Annotated in this window: 18 protein-coding genes; 11 read left to right on the forward strand and 7 right to left on the reverse strand. The window is 55.4% G+C overall.

Going from position 1 to position 19,463, the window contains the following annotated elements; translation table 11 throughout:
• Window positions 1-9 precede the first annotated feature (9 nt).
• Window positions 10-756 carry an SDR family NAD(P)-dependent oxidoreductase gene (locus tag JD108_RS02125; RefSeq protein WP_198828373.1) on the reverse strand — a complete coding sequence of 249 codons (747 nt, stop codon included), beginning with the start codon at window positions 754-756 and terminating at the stop codon, window positions 10-12.
• Between the two features lie 144 nt (window positions 757-900).
• On the opposite strand from JD108_RS02125, the gene JD108_RS02130 reads away from it, so the two are divergent.
• A complete protein-coding gene (locus JD108_RS02130) occupies window positions 901-1,569 on the forward strand; it encodes a nitroreductase family protein (RefSeq protein ID WP_407649393.1) in 669 nt (222 codons plus the stop codon).
• 74 nt (window positions 1,570-1,643) lie between these two features.
• On the opposite strand, the gene JD108_RS02135 is transcribed toward JD108_RS02130, so the two are convergent.
• From JD108_RS02135 to JD108_RS02145, 3 genes are read right to left on the reverse strand one after another with little or no spacing between them, the layout of a single operon-like run.
• Window positions 1,644-3,047 carry a sensor histidine kinase gene (locus JD108_RS02135; protein ID WP_198828375.1) on the reverse strand — a complete coding sequence of 468 codons (1,404 nt, stop codon included), beginning with the start codon at window positions 3,045-3,047 and terminating at the stop codon, window positions 1,644-1,646.
• Window positions 3,034-3,744 carry a response regulator transcription factor gene (locus JD108_RS02140; protein WP_198828376.1) on the reverse strand — a complete coding sequence of 237 codons (711 nt, stop codon included), beginning with the start codon at window positions 3,742-3,744 and terminating at the stop codon, window positions 3,034-3,036. Before JD108_RS02140 ends, JD108_RS02135 begins: the two co-directional genes overlap by 14 nt.
• Window positions 3,745-3,782: 38 nt before the next feature.
• The gene (locus tag JD108_RS02145; protein ID WP_198828377.1) at window positions 3,783-5,147 is read right to left on the reverse strand and encodes an FG-GAP repeat domain-containing protein; all 1,365 of its coding nucleotides are present in this window, start codon (window positions 5,145-5,147) and stop codon (window positions 3,783-3,785) included.
• Window positions 5,148-5,396: 249 nt separating this feature from the next.
• Here JD108_RS02145 and JD108_RS02150 point away from each other — a divergent pair, with 249 nt between their 5' ends.
• Complete coding sequence (locus tag JD108_RS02150) at window positions 5,397-6,359, forward strand: hypothetical protein (RefSeq protein WP_198828378.1); 963 nt, start codon at window positions 5,397-5,399, stop codon at window positions 6,357-6,359.
• A gap of 196 nt (window positions 6,360-6,555) precedes the next feature.
• Here the strand turns inward: JD108_RS02150 and JD108_RS02155 are convergent, their stop codons facing one another.
• Window positions 6,556-7,722 (reverse strand): cation:proton antiporter, encoded by a 1,167-nt coding sequence (locus JD108_RS02155; RefSeq protein WP_198828379.1) that lies wholly within the window; start codon window positions 7,720-7,722, stop codon window positions 6,556-6,558.
• A gap of 221 nt (window positions 7,723-7,943) precedes the next feature.
• On the opposite strand from JD108_RS02155, the gene JD108_RS22745 reads away from it, so the two are divergent.
• The 5 genes from JD108_RS22745 to JD108_RS02180 all read left to right on the forward strand — a co-directional run bounded on the left by JD108_RS22745 (window position 7,944) and on the right by JD108_RS02180 (window position 10,064).
• Window positions 7,944-8,072: a hypothetical protein gene (locus JD108_RS22745; protein ID WP_407649415.1), complete on the forward strand. Its 129-nt coding sequence runs from the start codon at window positions 7,944-7,946 to the stop codon at window positions 8,070-8,072.
• Window positions 8,073-8,186: 114 nt separating this feature from the next.
• Entirely contained in the window at window positions 8,187-8,735 is a 549-nt protein-coding gene (locus JD108_RS02165) for a helix-turn-helix domain-containing protein (RefSeq protein ID WP_407649416.1), read from the forward strand.
• A complete protein-coding gene (locus JD108_RS02170) occupies window positions 8,732-9,034 on the forward strand; it encodes a hypothetical protein (protein ID WP_198828381.1) in 303 nt (100 codons plus the stop codon). The genes JD108_RS02165 and JD108_RS02170 overlap by 4 nt, the downstream gene beginning before the upstream one ends.
• 60 nt (window positions 9,035-9,094) lie before the next feature.
• Window positions 9,095-9,676 carry an ATP-dependent Clp endopeptidase proteolytic subunit ClpP gene (gene clpP, locus JD108_RS02175; protein ID WP_198828382.1) on the forward strand — a complete coding sequence of 194 codons (582 nt, stop codon included), beginning with the start codon at window positions 9,095-9,097 and terminating at the stop codon, window positions 9,674-9,676.
• 88 nt (window positions 9,677-9,764) lie between these two features.
• Window positions 9,765-10,064: a hypothetical protein gene (locus JD108_RS02180; protein WP_198828383.1), complete on the forward strand. Its 300-nt coding sequence runs from the start codon at window positions 9,765-9,767 to the stop codon at window positions 10,062-10,064.
• Window positions 10,065-10,168: 104 nt separating this feature from the next.
• On the opposite strand, the gene JD108_RS02185 is transcribed toward JD108_RS02180, so the two are convergent.
• On the reverse strand, window positions 10,169-13,318 hold the full coding sequence (locus tag JD108_RS02185; RefSeq protein WP_198828384.1) for a S8 family serine peptidase: 3,150 nt from the start codon (window positions 13,316-13,318) through the stop codon (window positions 10,169-10,171).
• A 195-nt stretch (window positions 13,319-13,513) separates the two neighbouring features.
• The gene (locus tag JD108_RS02190; protein ID WP_198828385.1) at window positions 13,514-15,166 is read right to left on the reverse strand and encodes a DUF6583 family protein; all 1,653 of its coding nucleotides are present in this window, start codon (window positions 15,164-15,166) and stop codon (window positions 13,514-13,516) included.
• Window positions 15,167-15,408: 242 nt separating this feature from the next.
• Between JD108_RS02190 and JD108_RS02195 the strand changes: the two genes are divergently transcribed.
• The 4 genes from JD108_RS02195 to JD108_RS02210 all read left to right on the forward strand — a co-directional run bounded on the left by JD108_RS02195 (window position 15,409) and on the right by JD108_RS02210 (window position 19,328).
• A complete protein-coding gene (locus tag JD108_RS02195; protein WP_198828386.1) occupies window positions 15,409-16,308 on the forward strand; it encodes a LysR family transcriptional regulator in 900 nt (299 codons plus the stop codon).
• Window positions 16,309-16,431: 123 nt separating this feature from the next.
• Window positions 16,432-17,532 (forward strand): citrate synthase/methylcitrate synthase, encoded by a 1,101-nt coding sequence (locus JD108_RS02200; RefSeq protein ID WP_198828387.1) that lies wholly within the window; start codon window positions 16,432-16,434, stop codon window positions 17,530-17,532.
• A 196-nt stretch (window positions 17,533-17,728) separates the two neighbouring features.
• Entirely contained in the window at window positions 17,729-18,757 is a 1,029-nt protein-coding gene (locus JD108_RS02205; RefSeq protein ID WP_198828388.1) for an NADH:flavin oxidoreductase/NADH oxidase, read from the forward strand.
• Window positions 18,758-19,058: 301 nt separating this feature from the next.
• A complete protein-coding gene (locus tag JD108_RS02210; protein ID WP_198828389.1) occupies window positions 19,059-19,328 on the forward strand; it encodes a DUF2325 domain-containing protein in 270 nt (89 codons plus the stop codon).
• Window positions 19,329-19,463 lie beyond the last annotated feature (135 nt).

The following is a 19,463-nucleotide window of genomic DNA, read 5'->3' on the forward strand; positions in this document are numbered from 1 at the left end:
ACTTTTTTCTTACAAATGATAAATCATTTTTCGCGTCATGCCGCCATCCAATACCAGCTCTGCCCCCGTCAGAAAGTCGTTGTCGTCTTCGGTCAAAAAGAGGCAGGCGCGGGCCACATCTTCGGGTCTGCCCACGCGTCCGGCCGGATGCTGCTCATGATCCTCCGGGCGGAGCGCTTCTTCATCGCCGGTCTCGATCCATCCGGGGGAGATGGCATTTACCCTGATCCGGTCGGGGCCGAGGGAGAGGGCCAGGGCGTGGGTCAGCGCCAGGATGCCGCCCTTGGACGCAGCATACGCCTCGGAATGGGGCTCCGACATGTGGGCACGCGTGGACGAGAGATTCACGATGGCCCCGCCGCCGGTTCGCCGCATCAAGAGAGCCGCTTCCCGGGAGCAGAGGAAGACGCTGCGGAGATTGGTATTCATCACGTCATCCCACTCCTCGACAGAGAGTTCATACGGCGATTTCCACCTGGAGACCCCCGCATTGTTGATCAGAATGTCCAGATGGCTCCAGCGCTCGGCTAATTCCTCCATCAGCTTGATAATCTGCTGGGGGATGCTCACATCCACTGGCTGAAAAAACGCCCGTCCGCCCGCTCGGGTGATCTTGGCGGCAGCGCGTTCGCCCAGCTCCGGATTCTTTTCTGCGATGCATACTCTTGCCCCGCGAGATGCGTACATGGCAGCGACGGCGTATCCTATGCCTTGCCCCGCTCCGGTGACAACCACAACTTTTTCGGAAAACGGCATATCGTACCTCCCCAAAAGAATAGATGACCTTGCATGAAATTCCTCTGATTACCGAACACTGTAAGCGATGATTTTTTTCGACTCCCGTAAAAATCGAGCAACTTTTGGACGGCTAAACTCGTTTTTACCTATAGTAAAGCAAGAATGTTTGATTCTGATCACAGTAAGGAGGATGAAATCTTGCAAACAGACGTCAAACAGAGCACGGAACAAGTGATGGAAGCGCGCCACAGCGTCCGCAAATACGATTCCAGCGAGGAGATTCCTCGTGGAAAATTAAATGAGATCCTGCGATTGGCGGCCACGGCGCCATCCTCTTGGAACCTGCAGCACTGGCGCTTTCTCATCGTGACCGATCCCGCCCAAAAGGAGCGTTTGCTGCCGATTGCCTACGGACAGCAGCAAGTCGTCGACGCCTATGCGACCATTGTGATTCTGGGCGATCTGGAGGCGGATAAGTCGGCGCTCCGCGTCTACAATGACTCTCTCGAGAAAGGCTATATCAACGAGCAAGTGCGGGACACGCTGGTCGCCCAGATCGAGCAGGCCTACCAGAACAATCCGCAGCTTGCCCGGGACGAGGCGATCCGCAATGCTTCGCTGGCCGCGATGCAGCTGATGCTCGCCGCCAAAGCCAAAGGCTACGACACTTGCCCGATGGGAGGCTTTGACAGGGAGGCCCTGATCGAAGCCTTCCGGATTCCCAGCCGCTACCTGCCCGTGATGATCATCACGATGGGGAAGGCGAGCGTCCCGGCTTATCCGACGTCTCGATTCGGTCTGGATGAGCTGGTGATTGAAAACAGCTTCTAAATTGCCGTCAAAGGAACGCCCAACGCCCGCCGGTTGGGCGTTTTTCTTGTTTTTCGGCCGTTTTTCCGGTGACGTTATATGCCGCCGAGACTCTTTGCCAGAGGCAATACGACGGTGACCGTGGTTCCCTCGCCGCGTGTGCTCGCCACTTCAAACTGACCGCCGTGCAGGCGAACCAGCTCCCTGCAAATGGATAATCCGAGACCGCTTCCCGGCTGTCTGGATTGGCCTTTGTAAAACTTCTCGGTCACATGGGGCAAGTCTGCGGGCGAGATGCCCTCTCCGGTGTCGCGGACAGAGACGCGCACATGCGTCTGATCGGTCTGTAAGGCTACCTCAATCGTACCGCCGCCGGGTGTGAATTTAAAGGCATTGTCCAGCAAATTGACAAAAATCTGCTTCATACGGTTGGGATCAACCGAAACGGGGAGGGGCGAGCCCGGGAGGTGAACATCCAGCGTCACGTTCTTTTCCTGCGATCGCACAGCAAACTGAATCCGCACGTCCTCCAGAATATCGCGCAGATCCAGCCTTTCCGTAAGCAGCTTTACCTCGCCGGACTGAAACTTGGAGAAATCGAGCAGCTCTTCGACCAGTCCGATCAGCCGGTCGGTCTCCTTGGAGATGACCTCCAGACCCAGCAGCGTCTCTTCTTTGTCCTCCAGGCCGCCCGAGATCAGCGTCTCTCCCCAGCCTTTGATCGAAGTAAGCGGAGTCCGCAATTCGTGGGAAACGGAGGAGATGAAGTCGTTTTTCATCTGCTCGTTTTTGCTGATCTCTTCCGCCATGTAGTTAAAGGTTTCGGCCAGTGTGCCGACCTCATCATCGAACCGCTTCCGGGCCCGCGCGGAGAAATTGCCCGTGGCCATCTGTGTCGCGGCGCGGGTCAATTCCTGAATCGGGCCGACGATGCGATTGGCGATGATCAGACTGAGCGAAAACGCGAAGACGACGACCACGGTTCCGACTCCGGCTCCGTACAGGGCGATCCGATAAACCGCCGCATCGAGAGGCTCCGCGGACACGGAGTAGCGCAGGACCCCCACATGATCGCCCAGATACGTCAGAGGGTGGGAGACCGCCATGACCCGCTCTTTCGTCTGCGGAGACTTGCCCACATACAGGCCCGAGCCGCTCTGCAGGGCTTCCGACACATCGGGCGTGTCGATTACCTCCGCGGTCTGAAATCCGTATGAGTTCAGTATGACTTTTCCGCTCAGATCAAGCACTTCGATCTTGGCGTTTTCCTCTTTGGATATGTTCTCCAAAATGTAGCGAGCCTTGTCCTTGAGACGGTACCCGCTTGTGTATTTGTTGATGAAATTGGTAAATGTGACGGAGCGGGTCACGAGGGTTTCCGCGGCCGTGCCGAAGTAATAGGTGTGCACCGCCCAGTAAAACAGCCCCTCCAGGAGCAGGACGATCAAGAGCAGGATCAGCCCAAAATGGATCACAAGCCGCGCTCTAATTCCCTTCATCGGCTGTTTCCTTTCTCCAGAGGTAGCCGTAGCCCCAGACGGTTTCCACGTAGGCGGGATGTGCCGGATCGTCCTCGATTTTTTGACGGATCCGGCGGATATTGACGTCGACTACCTTTAGATCGCCGACATAAAACTGGCCCCATACCTCTGTCAAGATATGATCCCGGCTGATCGCCTTGTTGGCGTTTTCGGCGAGCAGCTTCAGGATGGCAAATTCTTTGGGGGTCAAATCGATTTCCTGCTTCTGCTTCAACAGCTTGCGCTCATCGAGGAGCAGTTGGAACGGCGGAATGTCGATGACCTGCGGCTCCTCCGCGACCGCGTCGAGCGCCGTCAGCCTGCGGTGCAAGGCTTTTACGCGGGCCAGCAGCTCAGTCGGACTAAAGGGCTTGACCACGTAGTCATCGGCGCCGTATTCCAGGCCCATCACCTTGTCGGCCTCCTGGGTTTTGGCCGTCAGCATGATAATCCCCATGCGGGGGAACTTGCTGCGAAGCTCGCGGCAGACCTGAAAGCCGTCGATCCCCGGAAGCATCACGTCCAGAATCGCAATTTCAATGCCGCTTCTCGCTTCTGCGATCTCCAGGGCTTCTTCCCCGGTCGAGGCTTCGACCACCTCGCAGCCTTGCCGCTTGAGATTGATCCTGACGAAATCGCGAATCGATTTTTCATCTTCCAACAACAGAACCTTCATTGTGGTATGTCTCCTTACCTATTCGGGATCAGTCGCAGCTAGATCGGCCTTTTTAACTTGCGGAACAAGTGCCGGATCTCGTCTGAGGTGAGCAGCATGGCATTGTACTCGCGCAAGGCCTGTCCGCCTAAATGACCGGGCTTCTGCGGCTGGATGGCGACCAGCACCTGCTTGTTTTGTTCCGACAGCACCAAATAAGGAGTCTGTTTTCCTTCGAAAGACTTTTCGATCTTGGCCCATTCCGCCTGCGGCATCGCTTGAAAGGTGAGCAGGGTCGCCTTGTTTTCCCCGTTTTGTCCATAGTACATCATATGGACCACGGCGGAACCCGGATCCGGATTTTGCTCGATGGTATATTTGTCCTTCCATTTTTCCGGAATGCGAAAATTGAAGCCGAGCGTTTGGCTCTGGAAGTGGTCTTCGATGTGAGACAGCTCCGTTCCGCCCCTCCACTGGTAATAAGAGGAGATCCAGGGGACTTCCGCCATGGGCAGCTCATCGGTTCCCGGCGGCTGGGTGTGGATGCCGATCTCGATGATCCCGTCATCATTGATGTCCTCGCTGCCAAGAGAATACGGCTTGAAGGTCAGATCGATTTCCTTGCCTGCCGCAACCAGCGGGCGGTGCAGCTGCCCGTCTTCGTAGATGAGCAGCTCTGTCATCGCGGAATGGGCTCCCATACCGGCTTCGATAAAAATCCCTTTTTTCTCGGCGGAGGCTTTGCCGATGACGGCCGCTTCATAACCGTTTACATTTCCTTCGAGGGCGATCTCTGTCCGCTTGGCAAGCATCCCCTCCGTGATCCCGTAGACCTCGGCTTTGGAGGTCAAATTGCTGTGGTCGTGGATGATGAGTACCAGCTCCTCCTGCTCATCGCCGTCAAGATCGCCGACAGCCATGACGGAGTACGACTGCTTCAGCAATTCCTGCGGGTTGTTTTCGTGAAACGAATAGACGGACAGCTCTTTGTTCAGGCCGTCTCCTCCGCCCCAGCCGACCAACATCTCGGCGATGCCGTCTCCCGTCATGTCCACATATTGCACGTAGTCCAGCTCGCGTCCGATGCCGGTAAATGAGGCGGTTTTTTTCCAGCTGCCTCCGTTCTGCGACAAGACCAGTACGCCGATCTCGTAGTCTGTTTTTTCCGTCTTGTAAAAAGCGATCACCTCAGGGGAGCCGTCGCCCGTCAAGTCATGCAGAGAGACTGCGCTGGACTCCTCCGGCTGCAGCGGCACTGTCAGCTGTGAACCGGGAGGGAGAAATTGCATGACGGCTTGATTGATCGACTGCTGATTGACATCGGCTGCAGGAGCGCGCATCAATTCAGTGGGCGTATCCGTTAAACCGCACCCGCCGGTCCACAAAAGAGACAGGCCGGCGAGAGACAGCCAGATTTTTTTCATCTGTCGATTCGTTCCTTTCTATTGGTGCTCAAAATCGGGAGAGGATCCTAACTTCCTCCTCTATTGTAGCCTGTCTGTGCGGGGAAGTTGTTGCAAACCGGTAAAAAACAAATGCCCATTTCTGAAAGTGTACAGGCTGCATCTTGCAACTATTCGCGGAGAATCACCGTTTATGTAAAAGAGAAATGAGTGGGGATTGCAAGCGAAAGCCACAGTCTGGAAGCGTAGAGACAAGGGAGGAAGAAGTGCATGAACGCATGGCGTCGATCGATGCGGACAGCAGTTTGGGGAGCAGTCATTACGGCGGCCTGTACGTGGGCAGGCATCACCCCCGTGTCGGCACAGCAGCCGATGCAAAAGCCGGCTACCGTAGAGCGTATTTTGCCGGAGCAGACGATATTGTTCAGCATACAATTCATGGATGGATTCCGGGCGAAGGTGACGGACAACAAGACCAGAAAGACAACCTGGATCCATCTCGAACCAAACAAAGAGGAGTACCTGCGCAGGGGAATCTATGATGCAGAGGGGAAGCTGAAGAGGCAGATCAACGGATATGCGGAGACACTGGTGGAGCTCATTCCCTATGCAGCACCCGACGGATCGATCAGGTACGTGGGGAGACAGAGGCTGTGGGGGATCGATGGCGACGACCTGATTGCCCAAGCGACGAGCATTTGGACGGTAAATGAACAAAAGGCCCAGTTCCAGCATTTGGCCGTCACCCAGGGCGATCCTGACGACATGCCTTCTCCCGACGTCTGGATCAACGAAGGTTTCAGCATGGACAAGGACATATCCTTCGTGCTCGACACGAAATATGCCGATGTGACGGGGGATGGCGTGAAAGATAATATCCTGCTCATCGGGCACAAGCCCGGGGAGCAACTGGGCATCCCGGCGGAGAATTTGCGCATCGTCGTCCGCGAGGGAAAATGGAAGCAGCAGACTCATTTCCCTGTCGGGGTGATGGACGAAGGCTTTTTGCCGAAGCTGAGCATCCGACATATCAATCAGGACGGGGTAAAAGACATCCTCGTCACCATTCCGACCGATAGCGGCCGCGTGTACAGTGCCATCAGCTGGAAGGACAATCGTCCAGTCGCCTTGATCGATCAGGCGGAGCTGAATAATATAGGGCAATACCGCGTCAGCGTAGATGCACAAGGAGTGGGAACCGCGGTACAGGCGGCCATCCCGGCTCAAAACTAGCAGAGAAAAATAGGAAATGGGGTGTCCCCGTTAGCTTTGCGGCCGGGGGCATTATTTTTTGCCGTCCAAATCCTGGCGGGACTGGCAAGCCCGTTCCGATTGCCCGTACGTTTTCCGATGTGGACGAAGAGGTGGGCTGTCAAACAAAAACCTCTCCCCCCGGTACTGCCGGGAGGAGAGGTTTGGTGTTTCTTCATTACGCTTCTTTTCTCAGCGGGACCTGATCGCCGCCGCCCTTTTTCTCGGTGAAGAAGATCTTCATCATCGGCGGTGTCACAATCGTAGTGACCAGCACGACGACGATCAGCACGGCGAACATGTCGGGAGCCAGGAGCTTCGCTTCCAGTCCAATGGAGGCGATGATCAAGGCTACCTCGCCGCGGGAAATCATCGCTGAGCCGATCCCCCAGGAGCTTCTCCAGCCAAAACCGGAGACTTTGGCGCCGAGACCGCCCCCGATGAATTTGGTCAGAATCGCCAGAACGCTCAGGCCGATAATCAGCCAGAAGTGGTCGAAAATGCCGGAGAATTGCGCCGACACCCCAATCGATGTAAAGAAGACAGGCACAAACAGACTGTAGCTAAGGGTTTCGACTTTATGCGTAATTTCTTGCTTGAATTTGGTCAGGCTGATGGCAATCCCGGCGATGTAGGCGCCGATAATGGCCGCCACACCGGTGTATTCGGCCAGGTAGGCGAACAGGAAACAGATGATCAAGGCTGCGGTCACAACCGTTTCCGTTACTTGCAGCGGAGCAAATCGCCGCAAGACCCAAGGAACGACCTTCCAGGAGAGCAGCAGGATGACGGCAAAAAAGACCACTTTTTTGAGGACGACCATGCCCAAATTGACATCGCCGCCAGCGAAGCTCATCACGAAGGCGAGAATCAAGATTACCACGACGTCGTCGATGACGGCTGCGCCGAGAATGGTCGCGCCTTCGCGGGACTTCAATTTGCCCAGTTCTTTAAGTGCCTGGACAGAGATGCTGACACTGGTAGCCGAGAGCAGCAGGCCCAAAAAGATAGATTCAAACGCCGGCAAGCCGATGACCATACCGGCGATATAGCCCAGCGCGAGCGGAGCAGCGATCCCGGCGAGTCCGACATTAAAGGAAGCCTTCCCGGATCGTTTGAATTCGTCGAGATCCGTCTCCAGACCCGCGATGAACATCAACAGGATGACACCGATTTGGCTGATTTCTTTTAAGATGTCACTATCCGTCACGACACCCAGCACAGACGGTCCCAGGATAATCCCGACCAGCAGTTTGCCGAGGACGGAGGGCTGCCCCAGTCTCGCGCTGATGTCGCCGGCGATTTTGGAAGCGAGCAGGATAATGGCTAGTTGTAAGATTAGCATTCGGTATCCCCACCTTTTTCAATATGTTTTGGAAACAGTGACAAACGAAAAAGCCTGTTACCGCTGGCTCCTTTACCGAAAAAAGGCAAAAGAAAGCCACTGGTGACAGGCTCCTCCTAAAATCTTGCGTGTGCAGTTATGATTTGATTATAAACAGAAATGTCACAATTGTAAACGCTTTTTCGCGATTTATCGACTGGAAATTACAAGAATCGTAGCTGATCGCAGCGGTTCTGCAGGTCTTTTCGCAAAAAGGCTACGCCGCCAGTACCGCCACGGATATTGCCAGGGAAGCGGATTTTTCTTTTTTGATGGCCGAAATTTACAGAAAGGACCTTTCCACCATTTGACAAAGAGAGAGTAACGTAATAAACTGTTTTTACGTGAAGAATAAATTTCATGAGGTGTTCTATGTGGAGCAGCAGGTCTTGGAAACATACACGGTCGAGTCGCCCGAGCAGGCGATGGCACTGCTCAATCCGCTCCGCGCGGAAATTCTCAGCCGATTGACGGAACCTGCGTCCGCCGCCGAGCTGGCGCGGGCGATCAACGACATCCCGCAGCGGGTCAACTACCATTTGAAGGCGCTGGAAAAGGTCGGTTTGGTTCGCCGCGTGGGAACGCGCCAGGTCCGCAATCTGGTGGAGGTGTTGTATCAGGCAATCGCACGGACGTACATCCTGTCGGAGACGCTCAACTGGCCCAAGGAGGCGGTCGACCGCATCAAGGACCAAGGCTCCCTGTCCCATTTGGTGACGGCGGCCGAGCGGATCAAGCGGGACGCGCTGGTGCTGCTGGAAAAATCGGATCAGCAGGAGGAAATCCCCAGTGCGACAGTGGACACCCAAATCCGATTGGGGAGCAGAGAACAGCGCAGCGCTTTTGTCCAGGAGTACGTCGAGCTCGTTCGTCAGCTGGCGGAAAAATATCAGGCCGATGACGCGGGAGAGGAGCCGTATCAAGTGGTTTTAGCCGTTTATCCCAAACCTGCCCAAGGAGGAGAGGAAGAATGACGCCGAATTTACAAAAGCGTGCGGTCGTGATCTGGGAGAATCGCACACAGCCGAACGGACCGCAGGAGAGAAGCGCGCAGGAGAACAGTGCGGATCGGGAGCGGAATCTCATCCCGTTTCCCGGCAAGCAGGCAGATGCGGCCGTTCAGCGGGAAGCGACGGCGACCACATGGACAGTCGGGCCCCGGGAGAATCCTGCTGTCATCAGTATCGTATCATCCGGCTTCGATGCGGGAGAGCAAACGGCAAAGGCCGCTTCGGCACCTCGGGCCATGCTGGGCGTGAAGCACGCCGCTTAATTCGGAAGGGATGCAAAAATTCGGATGGGATTCCATATAGTGAGGACGGGAGGCAAGCACATGAATCTGATACCGGTAGTCGTAGAGCAGACCAGTTATGGAGAGCGCTCCTACGATATTTATTCCAGGCTGTTAAAGGATCGGATCATCTTCCTCGGCAGTGCCATCGATGATCAGGTGGCCAATGCGGTGGTCGCCCAGATGCTGTTTTTGACGGCAGAAGACCCGGAAAAGGATATTCACCTCTACATCAATTCGCCGGGCGGCTCCATCACAGCGGGGATGGCCATCTATGACACGATGCAGTTCATCAAGCCCGATGTCTCTACCATCTGCATCGGCATGGCCGCTTCGATGGGGGCCTTTCTGCTCATCGCGGGCGCTGCCGGCAAGCGCTATGCACTGCCCAATGCGGAAATCATGATCCATCAGCCCTGGGGCGGCAGCCAGGGGCAGGCCAGCGACATCAAAATCCAGGCGGAGCGCATCTTGCGCCAGCGCCGCCAGCTGTATGAGATCATGGCGAAACATACGGGCCAGTCCGTGGAGAAGATAGAGCGCGACTCCGACCGGGATTTCTTCATGGGCGCGGAGGAAGCGCGGGCCTACGGGATCGTGGACAAAGTGATCGAAAAGCTGTAGAAGATGCGGGGAGAACCACAGCCGAAGGAGGCTGTGGTTTTTGGTTATCAATCCCATTGACAGCATGATTACAATTAGGTTATTAACAATGCCATATTTGGAGGAAAAGGCCAAAAACCTTGAGCAGTTGCTCGCCCAATTAAAAGAAAGCAAAGATATCGCAGCCAATGTGCAGAGCGAGCTGGCCAAAATGGACGAACGCTTTCTCGCCTACAGAGCCGAGAGCCAGAAGGCGATGGAGGCCTACCAAAGTGGAGACAGAACCATGGACGCTTCCTCCGTCACGGAAGAACAGCTGGCCTCGATGGAAGAGGTCCATGCTTCGGCAGCTTCTCTCGCCAGGCAGGCGGAGGAACTGGAAAAATTGCTGGAGCGGTTTCGCGTATAGTCAGCATGAAAGCATGAATACCTGTCGCAATCAGCGGCACGTAAAAAGGGCTGTCCCGCCAGGCGAATGTTTCGCTTGGCAGGGACAGCCCTTGTTTTGGCTGATCAGACTTCGGCTTCGGAGGCCTTCAGCTTTACTTTGACTTTCACTTGTTTGGATTCATCCTCATTATTCTTGGACGTGAGGGCAACCCACAAGGTGACCGTTTTTTCGCCCTTTTCCGGGAGGGAAACCAGTACGCCGTCATGTCCGATCAGGTCGGGGTGCGAGCTTTTGGCGACCGCGTAGGAGACTTCATCTGTGTCCTGCGGCAGTTCCAGCACGGCCTCGCCGATCTTCTCGGTATTGACCACTTCGGCGGCGAAGTCATCGGCGATCTCCTCGAGTTGTTTCGCCTGTTTTTTCACGCTCCGCTTGTAAGCCTCGTCATTCATTTCCACTTTGAACGATTTCCAGATCTCATAGCTTTCGATCAGCTGCTCGCCCAAGGGCAGTTCGGGGTCTACCACATGACCGGCCAGACGCAGTTTGTAGACGCCCGGCTCCAGTTTTTTCGGTACGAGAGAGCCGCTGACATAAGTGCCGTCGATGTTGGAAAAGGTGATCGGACCTGGCGCGAATGGCTGGTAGTTGTTAAACAGGACCCCCAGTGTGCCGATGTATTTGTCATCCAAATCCCACGCTTCCAGCTCAATCACATTGACGCCCTCCGCTTGCAGCAGCGCTTCTACCTCGATCGTGTCGTCTTCGCCATCCCCATCCGGAGAGAGGATCGTGCTGGAGAGCGTCATGTTGTCAAAGCCGAAGTGCGTTTCCTCAGGCTCGTCTCCCACATGGACGACGAATGGCAGGTGGAGATCCGGATATTTGGAATTCGTGCTGCGCAGGACAACCTCGCCTTCGTACACGCCTTCCTCCGCATCCTTTTTCGGCTCCACGGTCAGCTTGAAGGTTCTGGTTTTTCCGCCCCATACCGTCAATGTCTTGGCGCTAAGCCTCACTTTGAGATTGTCGGGATCAGGCGTATCTCCCGGACGGTAAGGGTCGCCTGTCACCGAATCGTGCATGATTACTTCCGCCCGGTATTTGACGGACTTGTCCGACGTATTTTTTACCTGCAGCGTCTGGGATACGGCTTTGCTGCCCGGCTTGAGCAGGCCGAAGCTGTAATTGGAGCCGTAGTAATCAATCGTCTCCGGTTCGTAGTTCTCGTTCAGAATCGTCAGCTTCTCCACGGTCTGCAGCACAGCGGGCGTCTTCATGGCGGCGAATCCGTCGACGCGGCCGGCTCCCTGGGAATAGACGTCGTACAGCACGTCCTCATCCTCGTACAGCGTCTTCGCCGTGTTGGACAGAGCGGCCTTCACGTCAAACGGCGTCCATTCCGGACGGGCTTCTTTCAGCAGCAGGGCGAGTCCGGCCACGTGCGGAGCGGCCATGCTGGTGCCGTTGTTGCGGGCATAGGCTTTATCGTAGCTGGCATTGTCAATCAGCTTGGCCCAGGCCGGGTAGGCTGACAGCACAGAGACGCCCGGTGCGCCAACATCCGGCTTGATCGAGTAATTGTCACCCAGCACCGGACCGCGCGAGCTGAAGCTGGCGACCTGGTCTCCCGGATCCTGTGTGGCAGGGTAGTCCCCCGAGAAGGTGAGCGTCACGGTCTTGCCGGGTGATTCGAGCAGCTTGCGTGCCAGGGCCCGTCCCTCTGCTCCTTTCATGTCAAAGGAAGGGATAGCGTCCATCTGATCGCCCAGGACGGTATCGATGTATCCGCCCCGCTCATCCGGAGGCAGATCCAGGTCCGCTTGTCCATCGCCGTCTGCGTCATTTCCATTAAAGATGACGACCGCTACGGCCCCCGCCTTTTTGGCGTTGGCGATCTTGTCTACGAATGGCAGCGTACCGCGCGAGACGAGAGCGATTTTGCCGTCCACGTCGACTTTCGCGAAATCCTGCGGGGAGCCGAGGTTGGCGTAGACGACCGGGAGAGGAGCGGTGCCGATGGTCTCGCGGAAATTCTCTTGTTTGATCTGCCACGCGAATACGTGGAATTGATAGTGATCACCCAGCGACGAGCTGGCAGACGCATCGTACAGCACGCTGGGGGAATTGACGGCCGCGACCGAGATCGGCAGCTTGGCTCCTGCCGGGGAACCGGCGGTGTAGTACCATCTGCCAGGCTCGTCGGAAGCCGCGTTGCCATTGGCAATGACGGTGATCACCCCGGCGCGCATCGCGTAGTTGACGGCGATCGAGTCAGGGGAATCCGCGTTTTTCTCATTGTCGGCGCCAAGCGACAGGTTGATGACGTCCATGCCGTCTCTGACCGCTTTCTCGATACCGTCGATCACCTGCGCAGAGGTACCGCCATTTCGGCCGAGAACGCGGTAGGCGTAGAGGTCCGCTTCATACGCGATCCCTTTTACCTGCACGTCGGAGCTGTTGTTTTGGGCTCGGCCCACAATGGTGCCGGCGACATGCGTACCGTGAGACGAGCCTTCGTAGCCGCCCTCCCAGGTCGCGTCGTCCTCCTCGGAGATGGGCGCTTCCTCGTAGGGATCGCGGTCGTTGTCGTACGAGTCGTAGCCGCCTTTGTAGGCGTCTTTCAGGTCTGGATGGAGGTAATCGACACCGGTATCGATCACGCCGACCTTCAGGCCTTTCCCGCTCAGGCCGGCTTCCCACATATCCAGCACGCCGATCTGCTTCAGCGGGGCGATGTCGTATTTGACGTCCCCATTTTTGCTCAGGAGGTGAATATCTACGTCGGGAACCGTATAGACGGTGTTTTCAAAAACAGCTTTGACTTGTGGAAGGCTGGCCAGTTTTTCGATCTCATTTGCGGGCAGGGTCAGCTCCATTCCGTTAAATACATGGGAAAAGGAGCGCTCTATCTGGAGATCGATGTCTTTTTTGCGAGCTTCTCGGACAAAGGAGGATTGTTCCCGTGTGACGCGTGCTTCGGCTGCCCGAGCCGATGAGCGGGAGCCGCGCCTGTATTCTTGGCTGCCTGCGGCCGGTTCGCCTTTGAGCTGCACAATAACGCTGACTTCCTTGCTCGATTTGGTGTTGAGGCGGGGAGAGATTTTGGCGGCGGCAGCCCCCTGCTCTGCCTGAACCTGTGTCACGCTGTTCAGCTTGGACAGTTCGCGTTTGCTCCACTCCTCGGCGGCATGCACCTGGCTCGGGGCTGCGGTGAATAGCAAGGCTGCGGTGAGAGAGAAAGGGATGAATGATTTCGTTGACCTTTTCACAGCTTATCCTCCAGTCATCGGATATAAATTGAAAACATTTGGTAAATATTACACCATCCCATCCTTTTTTCCTCTAGTAAAAAAGTAATTTTTCAGGAAAGAATGCCCTTTTTTGTGCGGGCAAATAAAAACCTCCCTTTCCGATTTCGAAAAGGGAGGACAGTGAAAAATCCCGCTGTTTTTGGATAGTGCCGGTTACTGCATCGGCATAAACTCTTGGACCAGCTCCATGTTTTTCATCATGAAAGACTGGGCAGAAATCGCCACCTGCTGCTGAATTTCCATCATCTCCGCATCGGTCATCGTCGCGATATTGACGGAGTTGTCAGCGGCAAGGGACGGGACGGAGACCGGTTTGCCGAATTCTTCTTTGGTCTTGATGGCGAGACTGATGCTCTTCGGCATGTCATGCGTTGGCTGGTCAAAGTTCAGTTTGAACGAGCCTTCGGCGTCGCGGCCGTTTGCTGTCTTGGTCATCGCGGACGTGAGGTTGCCGGACAGGGAGATGGCCTCTGGGTCGGTGTCTGATTTTGCCTTCAGCGTGAAGTCCAGCTTGCTGTCTTCCTTGTCAGCCTGCTTGGCTGTCTCGAACTTGGCCGTAAGATCGAAAAGCACCTCCGGCTGAGCGTCGAAGAGGAAGCTGAGGGTTCCGCTTGTTTTGTCTTTTTGTTTGTCGGCTTTGTAGCGGACGGTCATCTCGCCCTTTTCGCCGTCCTCATCGACGAACAACGAGTAGCGCTGGAAGGTCTCCGTTCCTTTTTGGAAGGAAGCGCTGGACCAGACCGTCTTTTCCTCCTTGCTGGCATCGTCCAGGAAGACCAGCTTGCGGGACAGAATCTGGTGATCGCTGTCTACGAGGACGATCATTTTCAATTGATCTTTCGAGGCTTTTGTATCCTTGAATTCGGCGACCATGTCGTCGAAGGTCTTGGTGTACTCCTTCTTGAAGTCGTCCTTGGAAAGCTCTTGGACATCCGGATACCCGCTGTCGATCAACAGTTTGGCTACGTTTTGGTAACGGCTGTAAAGCAGTTCGAACAGCTTTTCATCCGCTTTGGCCTTTTCAGCCAAGTCGATGAACAGCTTCTGTCCTTCCGCGTCGGAGAACGTCACCGTCAGCTCGCGAACGCTGGCTTCATAGCCTTCCTCGGAAAAGCTGGCGTTTTTATTCAGCGTGATCTGTTCATCCTTGAGGCTTTCGGCATACAGCTTCGCGTAGGGCGCGAGGATGGCCGTGACCTCCTGACGGTCGAATTTAATCGCTTCGTACATGTCTTTATTGGTAACAAAACGCTTCGGCAGTTCCTCGCCAAATTTCGCTTTGATCGCATCGCGGTCTTTTAGATCGAGAAAACCGTATTTGGGATAAAAGTCGGGGAGGCGAAAACCAATTTTGGTGTCATCGATGAAGTAGTCGAGCTGAAGCAGTTTGTTTTCTTTGAGATGAACTTCGACATTCCCGGCTTGCTGCCGCTTTTGGTCGTCGGTCTGGGATGATACGACGAGCTTGGCGCTCTGGAGCAGATCCAGAACTTTCAGAGCCTGCGGGTCAGGCAGGTCTGCATCGATATGGAATTGGCTCAGCTCCACCGTCGAGCTGACGGGCTGATCCAGATAAGGCTTCACATAGTCTTCGTACTCCTGAAAGGATTGGGAGACGTCATCCGCTAACTGCTTGATGCTGTTCGCTTCCGCCTCCAGGTACATCGTTTTGGGACTCTTGAACAGATCCAGCTTGGCATAGGCCGTGCCCAATCCGGCAAGAATCGCGATCCCCGCTACACCAGCAATCAGCAGCCCTTTTTTGGAACTTTTTTGCGGCGGGGTCACGTTTGTCGTGGTCTCCATTTTCTTCCTCCTCAATCTTGTTCTCTCTATATGGGTCGAAAGTGATCTTTTTCGCACCCGATTTCGTATTGTACCACAAGAGAGTTGAAAAGATGTCGAAAATTGGTAAATCCCCGAAAAAGGGGAAAAATGAACCAGGAAAATAGAGGGGGGTGATCCGTTTTCCGTCATGCTCTTCCTGTAATCCCATCTTAATGGCAAAATAAGAGGGGGTATCCTTCCCGCGACGAGGAGGTGTGACATTGGATTTTCGCGTATTGCAGACCTTTGTAATGGCTGCGACGACAGAAAACTTTCATCAGACGGCCGAAGCATTGTTTATCGCCCAGCCCACCGTAAGCCAGCACATTCGCCTTCTGGAAAAAGAACTGGGCATCAAGCTGTTCGAACGGGTGGGCAAACGGGTGCGGCTGACGCCGGCCGGCAAGCGCTATCTGCCGCATGCAAAAGGAATTCTGGAGCAGTGGCATAACGGCATCGAGGATTTGATCGCCTGGCGGCAGGGCTATCGGGATAAGCTGCACCTCGCCGTCTCTCCGATTATTGCTCGTACCCGGTTATCTCACTTGATCCATCGATATACGAAGCTGTATCCGGATGTCGACCTGTCGATCAAGCTGGCGGATTCGGTCGAGATCGGGCCGCTGGTGCAAAACGGCCAGGCCGATATTGGCCTGACCCGGATGGTCCCCGGCGAACTGCAGCTTTCCGTCTATAAGCTGTACGAGGATCCGGTCGTGTTTGCCGTGCCGCACAACGGGGGCGATATGGAGGCGCCACTGCCGGATTGGGAGCATGAGCTGCAATCCCAGCGATTGTTGACCCATAACCATCCCGTATACTGGGACGATCTGCTCCTGATGCTCAGGCAGCGGGGCCTCTCTCTTCGCACCATGGCGGTTTCCCACGTGGATATTACCAAGCGCTTCATCGAAGAGGGGCTGGGAGTCTCCTTCCTGCCGCGCTCGTCCATTACGCGGGAGCTGTTTGAAAATCGCTTTATCGAATTGCCGACGCCCGGGCTGACCATCCCCAAAGCGGCTTCGTACCTGCTCGTTCCCAAAACGGGCATCAGCAAATCGGTCCAAGGCTTTATCGACATCCTGGAGGTGCTGTATGCGCCGATGGATGTGATTCACTAGCGCGCCAGTTTTGTCCATTGATCGGAGAATGTGATCAAAAACCGTGGTTTCTTCTATTTCCATTCATAATTTCGTATCGATATACTGAAGAGTAGGATACGGAGAGTAAAAGGAGTGGTAATCATGAGTACAAATACGCTGGCGATTGGCCTGGAAGGCATTGCAGTGGCGGAGACCGACTTGAGTCTTGTGGACGGAACCAATGGCTTGCTGGTTTACCGTGGCCATTGGGCCCGCGACCTGGCGATTCATCATACATTTGAAGAGGTTGCCCATCTTCTCTGGTACGGTCATCTGCCGAGCGAGCAGGAATTGGCCGATCTGCAAGAAAAGCTGAAAGCAAATCGGGAGCTGCCTGCCCATGTAAAAGGCATCATCGATCTGATTCCGGCCGACGTGGACATGATGAGCGTGCTGCGAACAGCCGTGTCTGCTCTGGGTACGCCGGCCCATGCCTGGCCGCCAAGCCTGGAGCAGGTGATCGGCCTGACCGCCAAATTGCCGACGATCGTCGCGCATCGCTACGCCCGCCTGGAAGGCCGCGAGCCGCTCGGTCCACGCGCCGACCTGAACCACACGGCGAACTACCTGTATATGCTGAAGGGAACGGAGCCTAACCCGGCTCACGTCCGTGCTCTGGATGCTTACCTGATCCTGACCCAGGAGCATGGGATGAATGCCTCTACCTTCTCCGGCCGCGTGGTCAGTTCGACCCAATCCGATCTGATATCCGCGATTACAGCGGCAATCGGAGCGTTGAAGGGACCGCTTCACGGCGGAGCCCCTTCCGAGGTCACTGAAATGATCGAAGCGATCGGCACCAAGGAAAATGCCGAGCCTTGGCTCCGCGCCAAGCTGGAGAGCGGCGGCCGCCTGATGGGCTTCGGCCATCGCGTGTACAAGACGATCGACCCCCGCGCGACTGCCCTGCGCGTCGTAGCATCGGAGCTCTCCGCAGACGATCCGTGGTTTGACCTGGCGACGCATGTCGAAAAGGTCGGCCTAAAGCTGCTGGAAGAGTATAAGCCGAACCGGAAATTGAATACCAACGTAGAATTTTTCGCTGCTGCGGTGATGCGCGCCGTCGGATTGGATGACTCTCTCTTTACGCCGACTTTTGCCGTCAGCCGTGTCGTCGGATGGAGTGCCCATGTTCTGGAGCAGGCGAGCAACAATCGCATCATTCGTCCGCAATCCAACTACATCGGCTCCATGCCGGAATAAAAATCGTCAGAGCGCAATCCCCCTGTGCCCGGTGCATGCCGGAACAGGGGCTTCTATTTTTCTGCCGGGCGCAACGATTCGCACATGTCCGCCAGAGGGTGGGGAAAGTGTCGGGAGCCTTTGCGATCCGCCTCGACTTCTGCCATGATAATGGGGAAGTCAGGTACATATACAGATAAGGAGTTGACGCCAAACGATGACGAATATCAAGCTGGATTCCCCTTTTCAGTACAAAGGCTTGACGCTGAAAAACCGCATTGTCATGCCCCCGATGTGCCAATATTCGGTAGAGGCAAAGGACGGGGCGCCAAACGACTGGCATTTTGTCCACTACGTCTCCCGCGCGGTCGGCGGGGCCGGTCTGATCATCATGGAGATGACGGATGTTCACCCGGATGGACGCATTACGGATTACGATCTCGGTTTATGGTCCGACGAACAGATTCCCGCGTTTGCGCGGATCATCTCCGAGGTGCAAAAATACGGGGCGAAGATCGGCATACAGATTGGTCATGCCGGCCGGAAAGCGCAGGATGCGGAAGAGCCTGTAGCGCCGTCGCCGATTCCCTTTAACGAACAGTTCAAAACCCCGCGGGCGCTGACCACGGCGGAAGTAAAAGAGATGGTCATCCAGTTTCGCGAAGCGGTGCGGCGGGCTGTGGAGGCGGGCGTGGACACCATCGAGCTGCACGGTGCACACGGGTACCTGATCCATCAATTCCATTCGCCGCTGACGAACAAGCGGGACGATGAGTATGGACAAGATCCGGCTCTGTTCGGGATCGAAACGATTCGGGCGGTCAAAAGCGCAATGCCGGCTGACATGCCGCTGATCATGCGCATCTCTGCGGTCGAGTACGTGGATGGGGGCTACGGACTTGAATACAGCACGGAGCTGTGCCGCCGCTATCGGGATGCGGGCGTGGATATTTTCCACATCACCAGCGGCGGAGAGGGTCCGATCGGTTCAGCCGGCCGTCCGGGCATTCATCCCGGCTATCAGGTGCCGATGGCGCGGGCGATCAAGGAAGCGCTGGATGTGCCTGTCATTGCCGTAGGCATCCTGGATGATCCGCAGCTGGCAGCCGCTACGCTGGGGAATGGAGATGCAGACCTGGTCGCAATCGGCCGCGCGATGCTCCGCGACCCGTACTGGGCGCATCATGCGATCAAGCAGCTGAAGGGAGAGCTGGCAGCTCCCAAGCAGTACGCCCGGGCATTTTAAAATACGGCGGAATAGGTTCCTAAAAGAGAGGACTTCACATGGGGAAGTCCTTTTATTAACACAGACGGATGGACAAGTTTGGGGATAGCCAAAAGGCTGTCCTGTTTTTTTGTGTGAATCTATCATTGATGGGGAACATGATTCTTCTCCCTGCGCCCTCGTACACAGGGGATACTTTAATAGTTGACAGGCTGAGATGCACTTTCTATAATTAAACAAAAACCTATGCTAATACTCGGAATTAGAAAGAAGACCGCAGCAACAGGCGGCTTCGCTTTTATCAAAGGAGGGGAGAAGGCATATGTCGGCTGTACTGGTTATCGGAGGAGATCGATTAGGCAATATTACGGATCTGCTGCATGGCCGCGGTTATCAGCAAATCTATCATGTGACGGGCAGAAAGCACTCCCAATACAAGGTGAACATCCCGTCTGACACCAAAATGATCGTAGTGTTCACGGACTTCGTCAATCACAATCTGTCCTATCATGTGAAAAGTCAGGCCAAAGCCAAAAAACTCCCCATCCTGTTTTGCAGACGGTCGTGTACGATGATGGAAAAGATGTTGTAAGGGAAAAACCAACCGATAGCCTCGGCTCTACCGCAGGCGAGCAGGTTGGTTTTTTGGTTTGCGAAGAGGATTTCCTTTCCGTTTTCCGGCAGAAAGAGGATTAAACGATCGTTTAAGACGGGGCAACCGTGTTTT

The organism is Brevibacillus composti (genome assembly GCF_016406105.1).
Lineage (GTDB): Bacteria > Bacillota > Bacilli > Brevibacillales > Brevibacillaceae > Brevibacillus > Brevibacillus composti.

Bases quoted from the DNA above. Each gene is read 5' to 3' on its own strand.
- JD108_RS02180 (WP_198828383.1), top strand. From the start codon at position 9,765: ATGCCATATTTGGAGGAAAAGGCCAAAAACCTTGAGCAGTTGCTCGCC.
- JD108_RS02155 (WP_198828379.1), bottom strand. From the start codon at position 7,722: ATGCTAATCTTACAACTAGCCATTATCCTGCTCGCTTCCAAAATCGCC.
- JD108_RS02200 (WP_198828387.1), top strand. From the start codon at position 16,432: ATGAGTACAAATACGCTGGCGATTGGCCTGGAAGGCATTGCAGTGGCG.
- JD108_RS02190 (WP_198828385.1), bottom strand. From the start codon at position 15,166: ATGGAGACCACGACAAACGTGACCCCGCCGCAAAAAAGTTCCAAAAAA.
- JD108_RS02165 (WP_407649416.1), top strand. From the start codon at position 8,187: ATGGCACTGCTCAATCCGCTCCGCGCGGAAATTCTCAGCCGATTGACG.
- JD108_RS02150 (WP_198828378.1), top strand. From the start codon at position 5,397: ATGAACGCATGGCGTCGATCGATGCGGACAGCAGTTTGGGGAGCAGTC.
- JD108_RS02140 (WP_198828376.1), bottom strand. From the start codon at position 3,744: ATGAAGGTTCTGTTGTTGGAAGATGAAAAATCGATTCGCGATTTCGTC.
- JD108_RS02130 (WP_407649393.1), top strand. From the start codon at position 901: ATGTTTGATTCTGATCACAGTAAGGAGGATGAAATCTTGCAAACAGAC.
- JD108_RS02125 (WP_198828373.1), bottom strand. From the start codon at position 756: ATGCCGTTTTCCGAAAAAGTTGTGGTTGTCACCGGAGCGGGGCAAGGC.
- JD108_RS02205 (WP_198828388.1), top strand. From the start codon at position 17,729: ATGACGAATATCAAGCTGGATTCCCCTTTTCAGTACAAAGGCTTGACG.
- JD108_RS02210 (WP_198828389.1), top strand. From the start codon at position 19,059: ATGTCGGCTGTACTGGTTATCGGAGGAGATCGATTAGGCAATATTACG.
- JD108_RS02135 (WP_198828375.1), bottom strand. From the start codon at position 3,047: ATGAAGGGAATTAGAGCGCGGCTTGTGATCCATTTTGGGCTGATCCTG.
- JD108_RS02145 (WP_198828377.1), bottom strand. From the start codon at position 5,147: ATGAAAAAAATCTGGCTGTCTCTCGCCGGCCTGTCTCTTTTGTGGACC.
- JD108_RS02170 (WP_198828381.1), top strand. From the start codon at position 8,732: ATGACGCCGAATTTACAAAAGCGTGCGGTCGTGATCTGGGAGAATCGC.
- clpP (WP_198828382.1), top strand. From the start codon at position 9,095: ATGAATCTGATACCGGTAGTCGTAGAGCAGACCAGTTATGGAGAGCGC.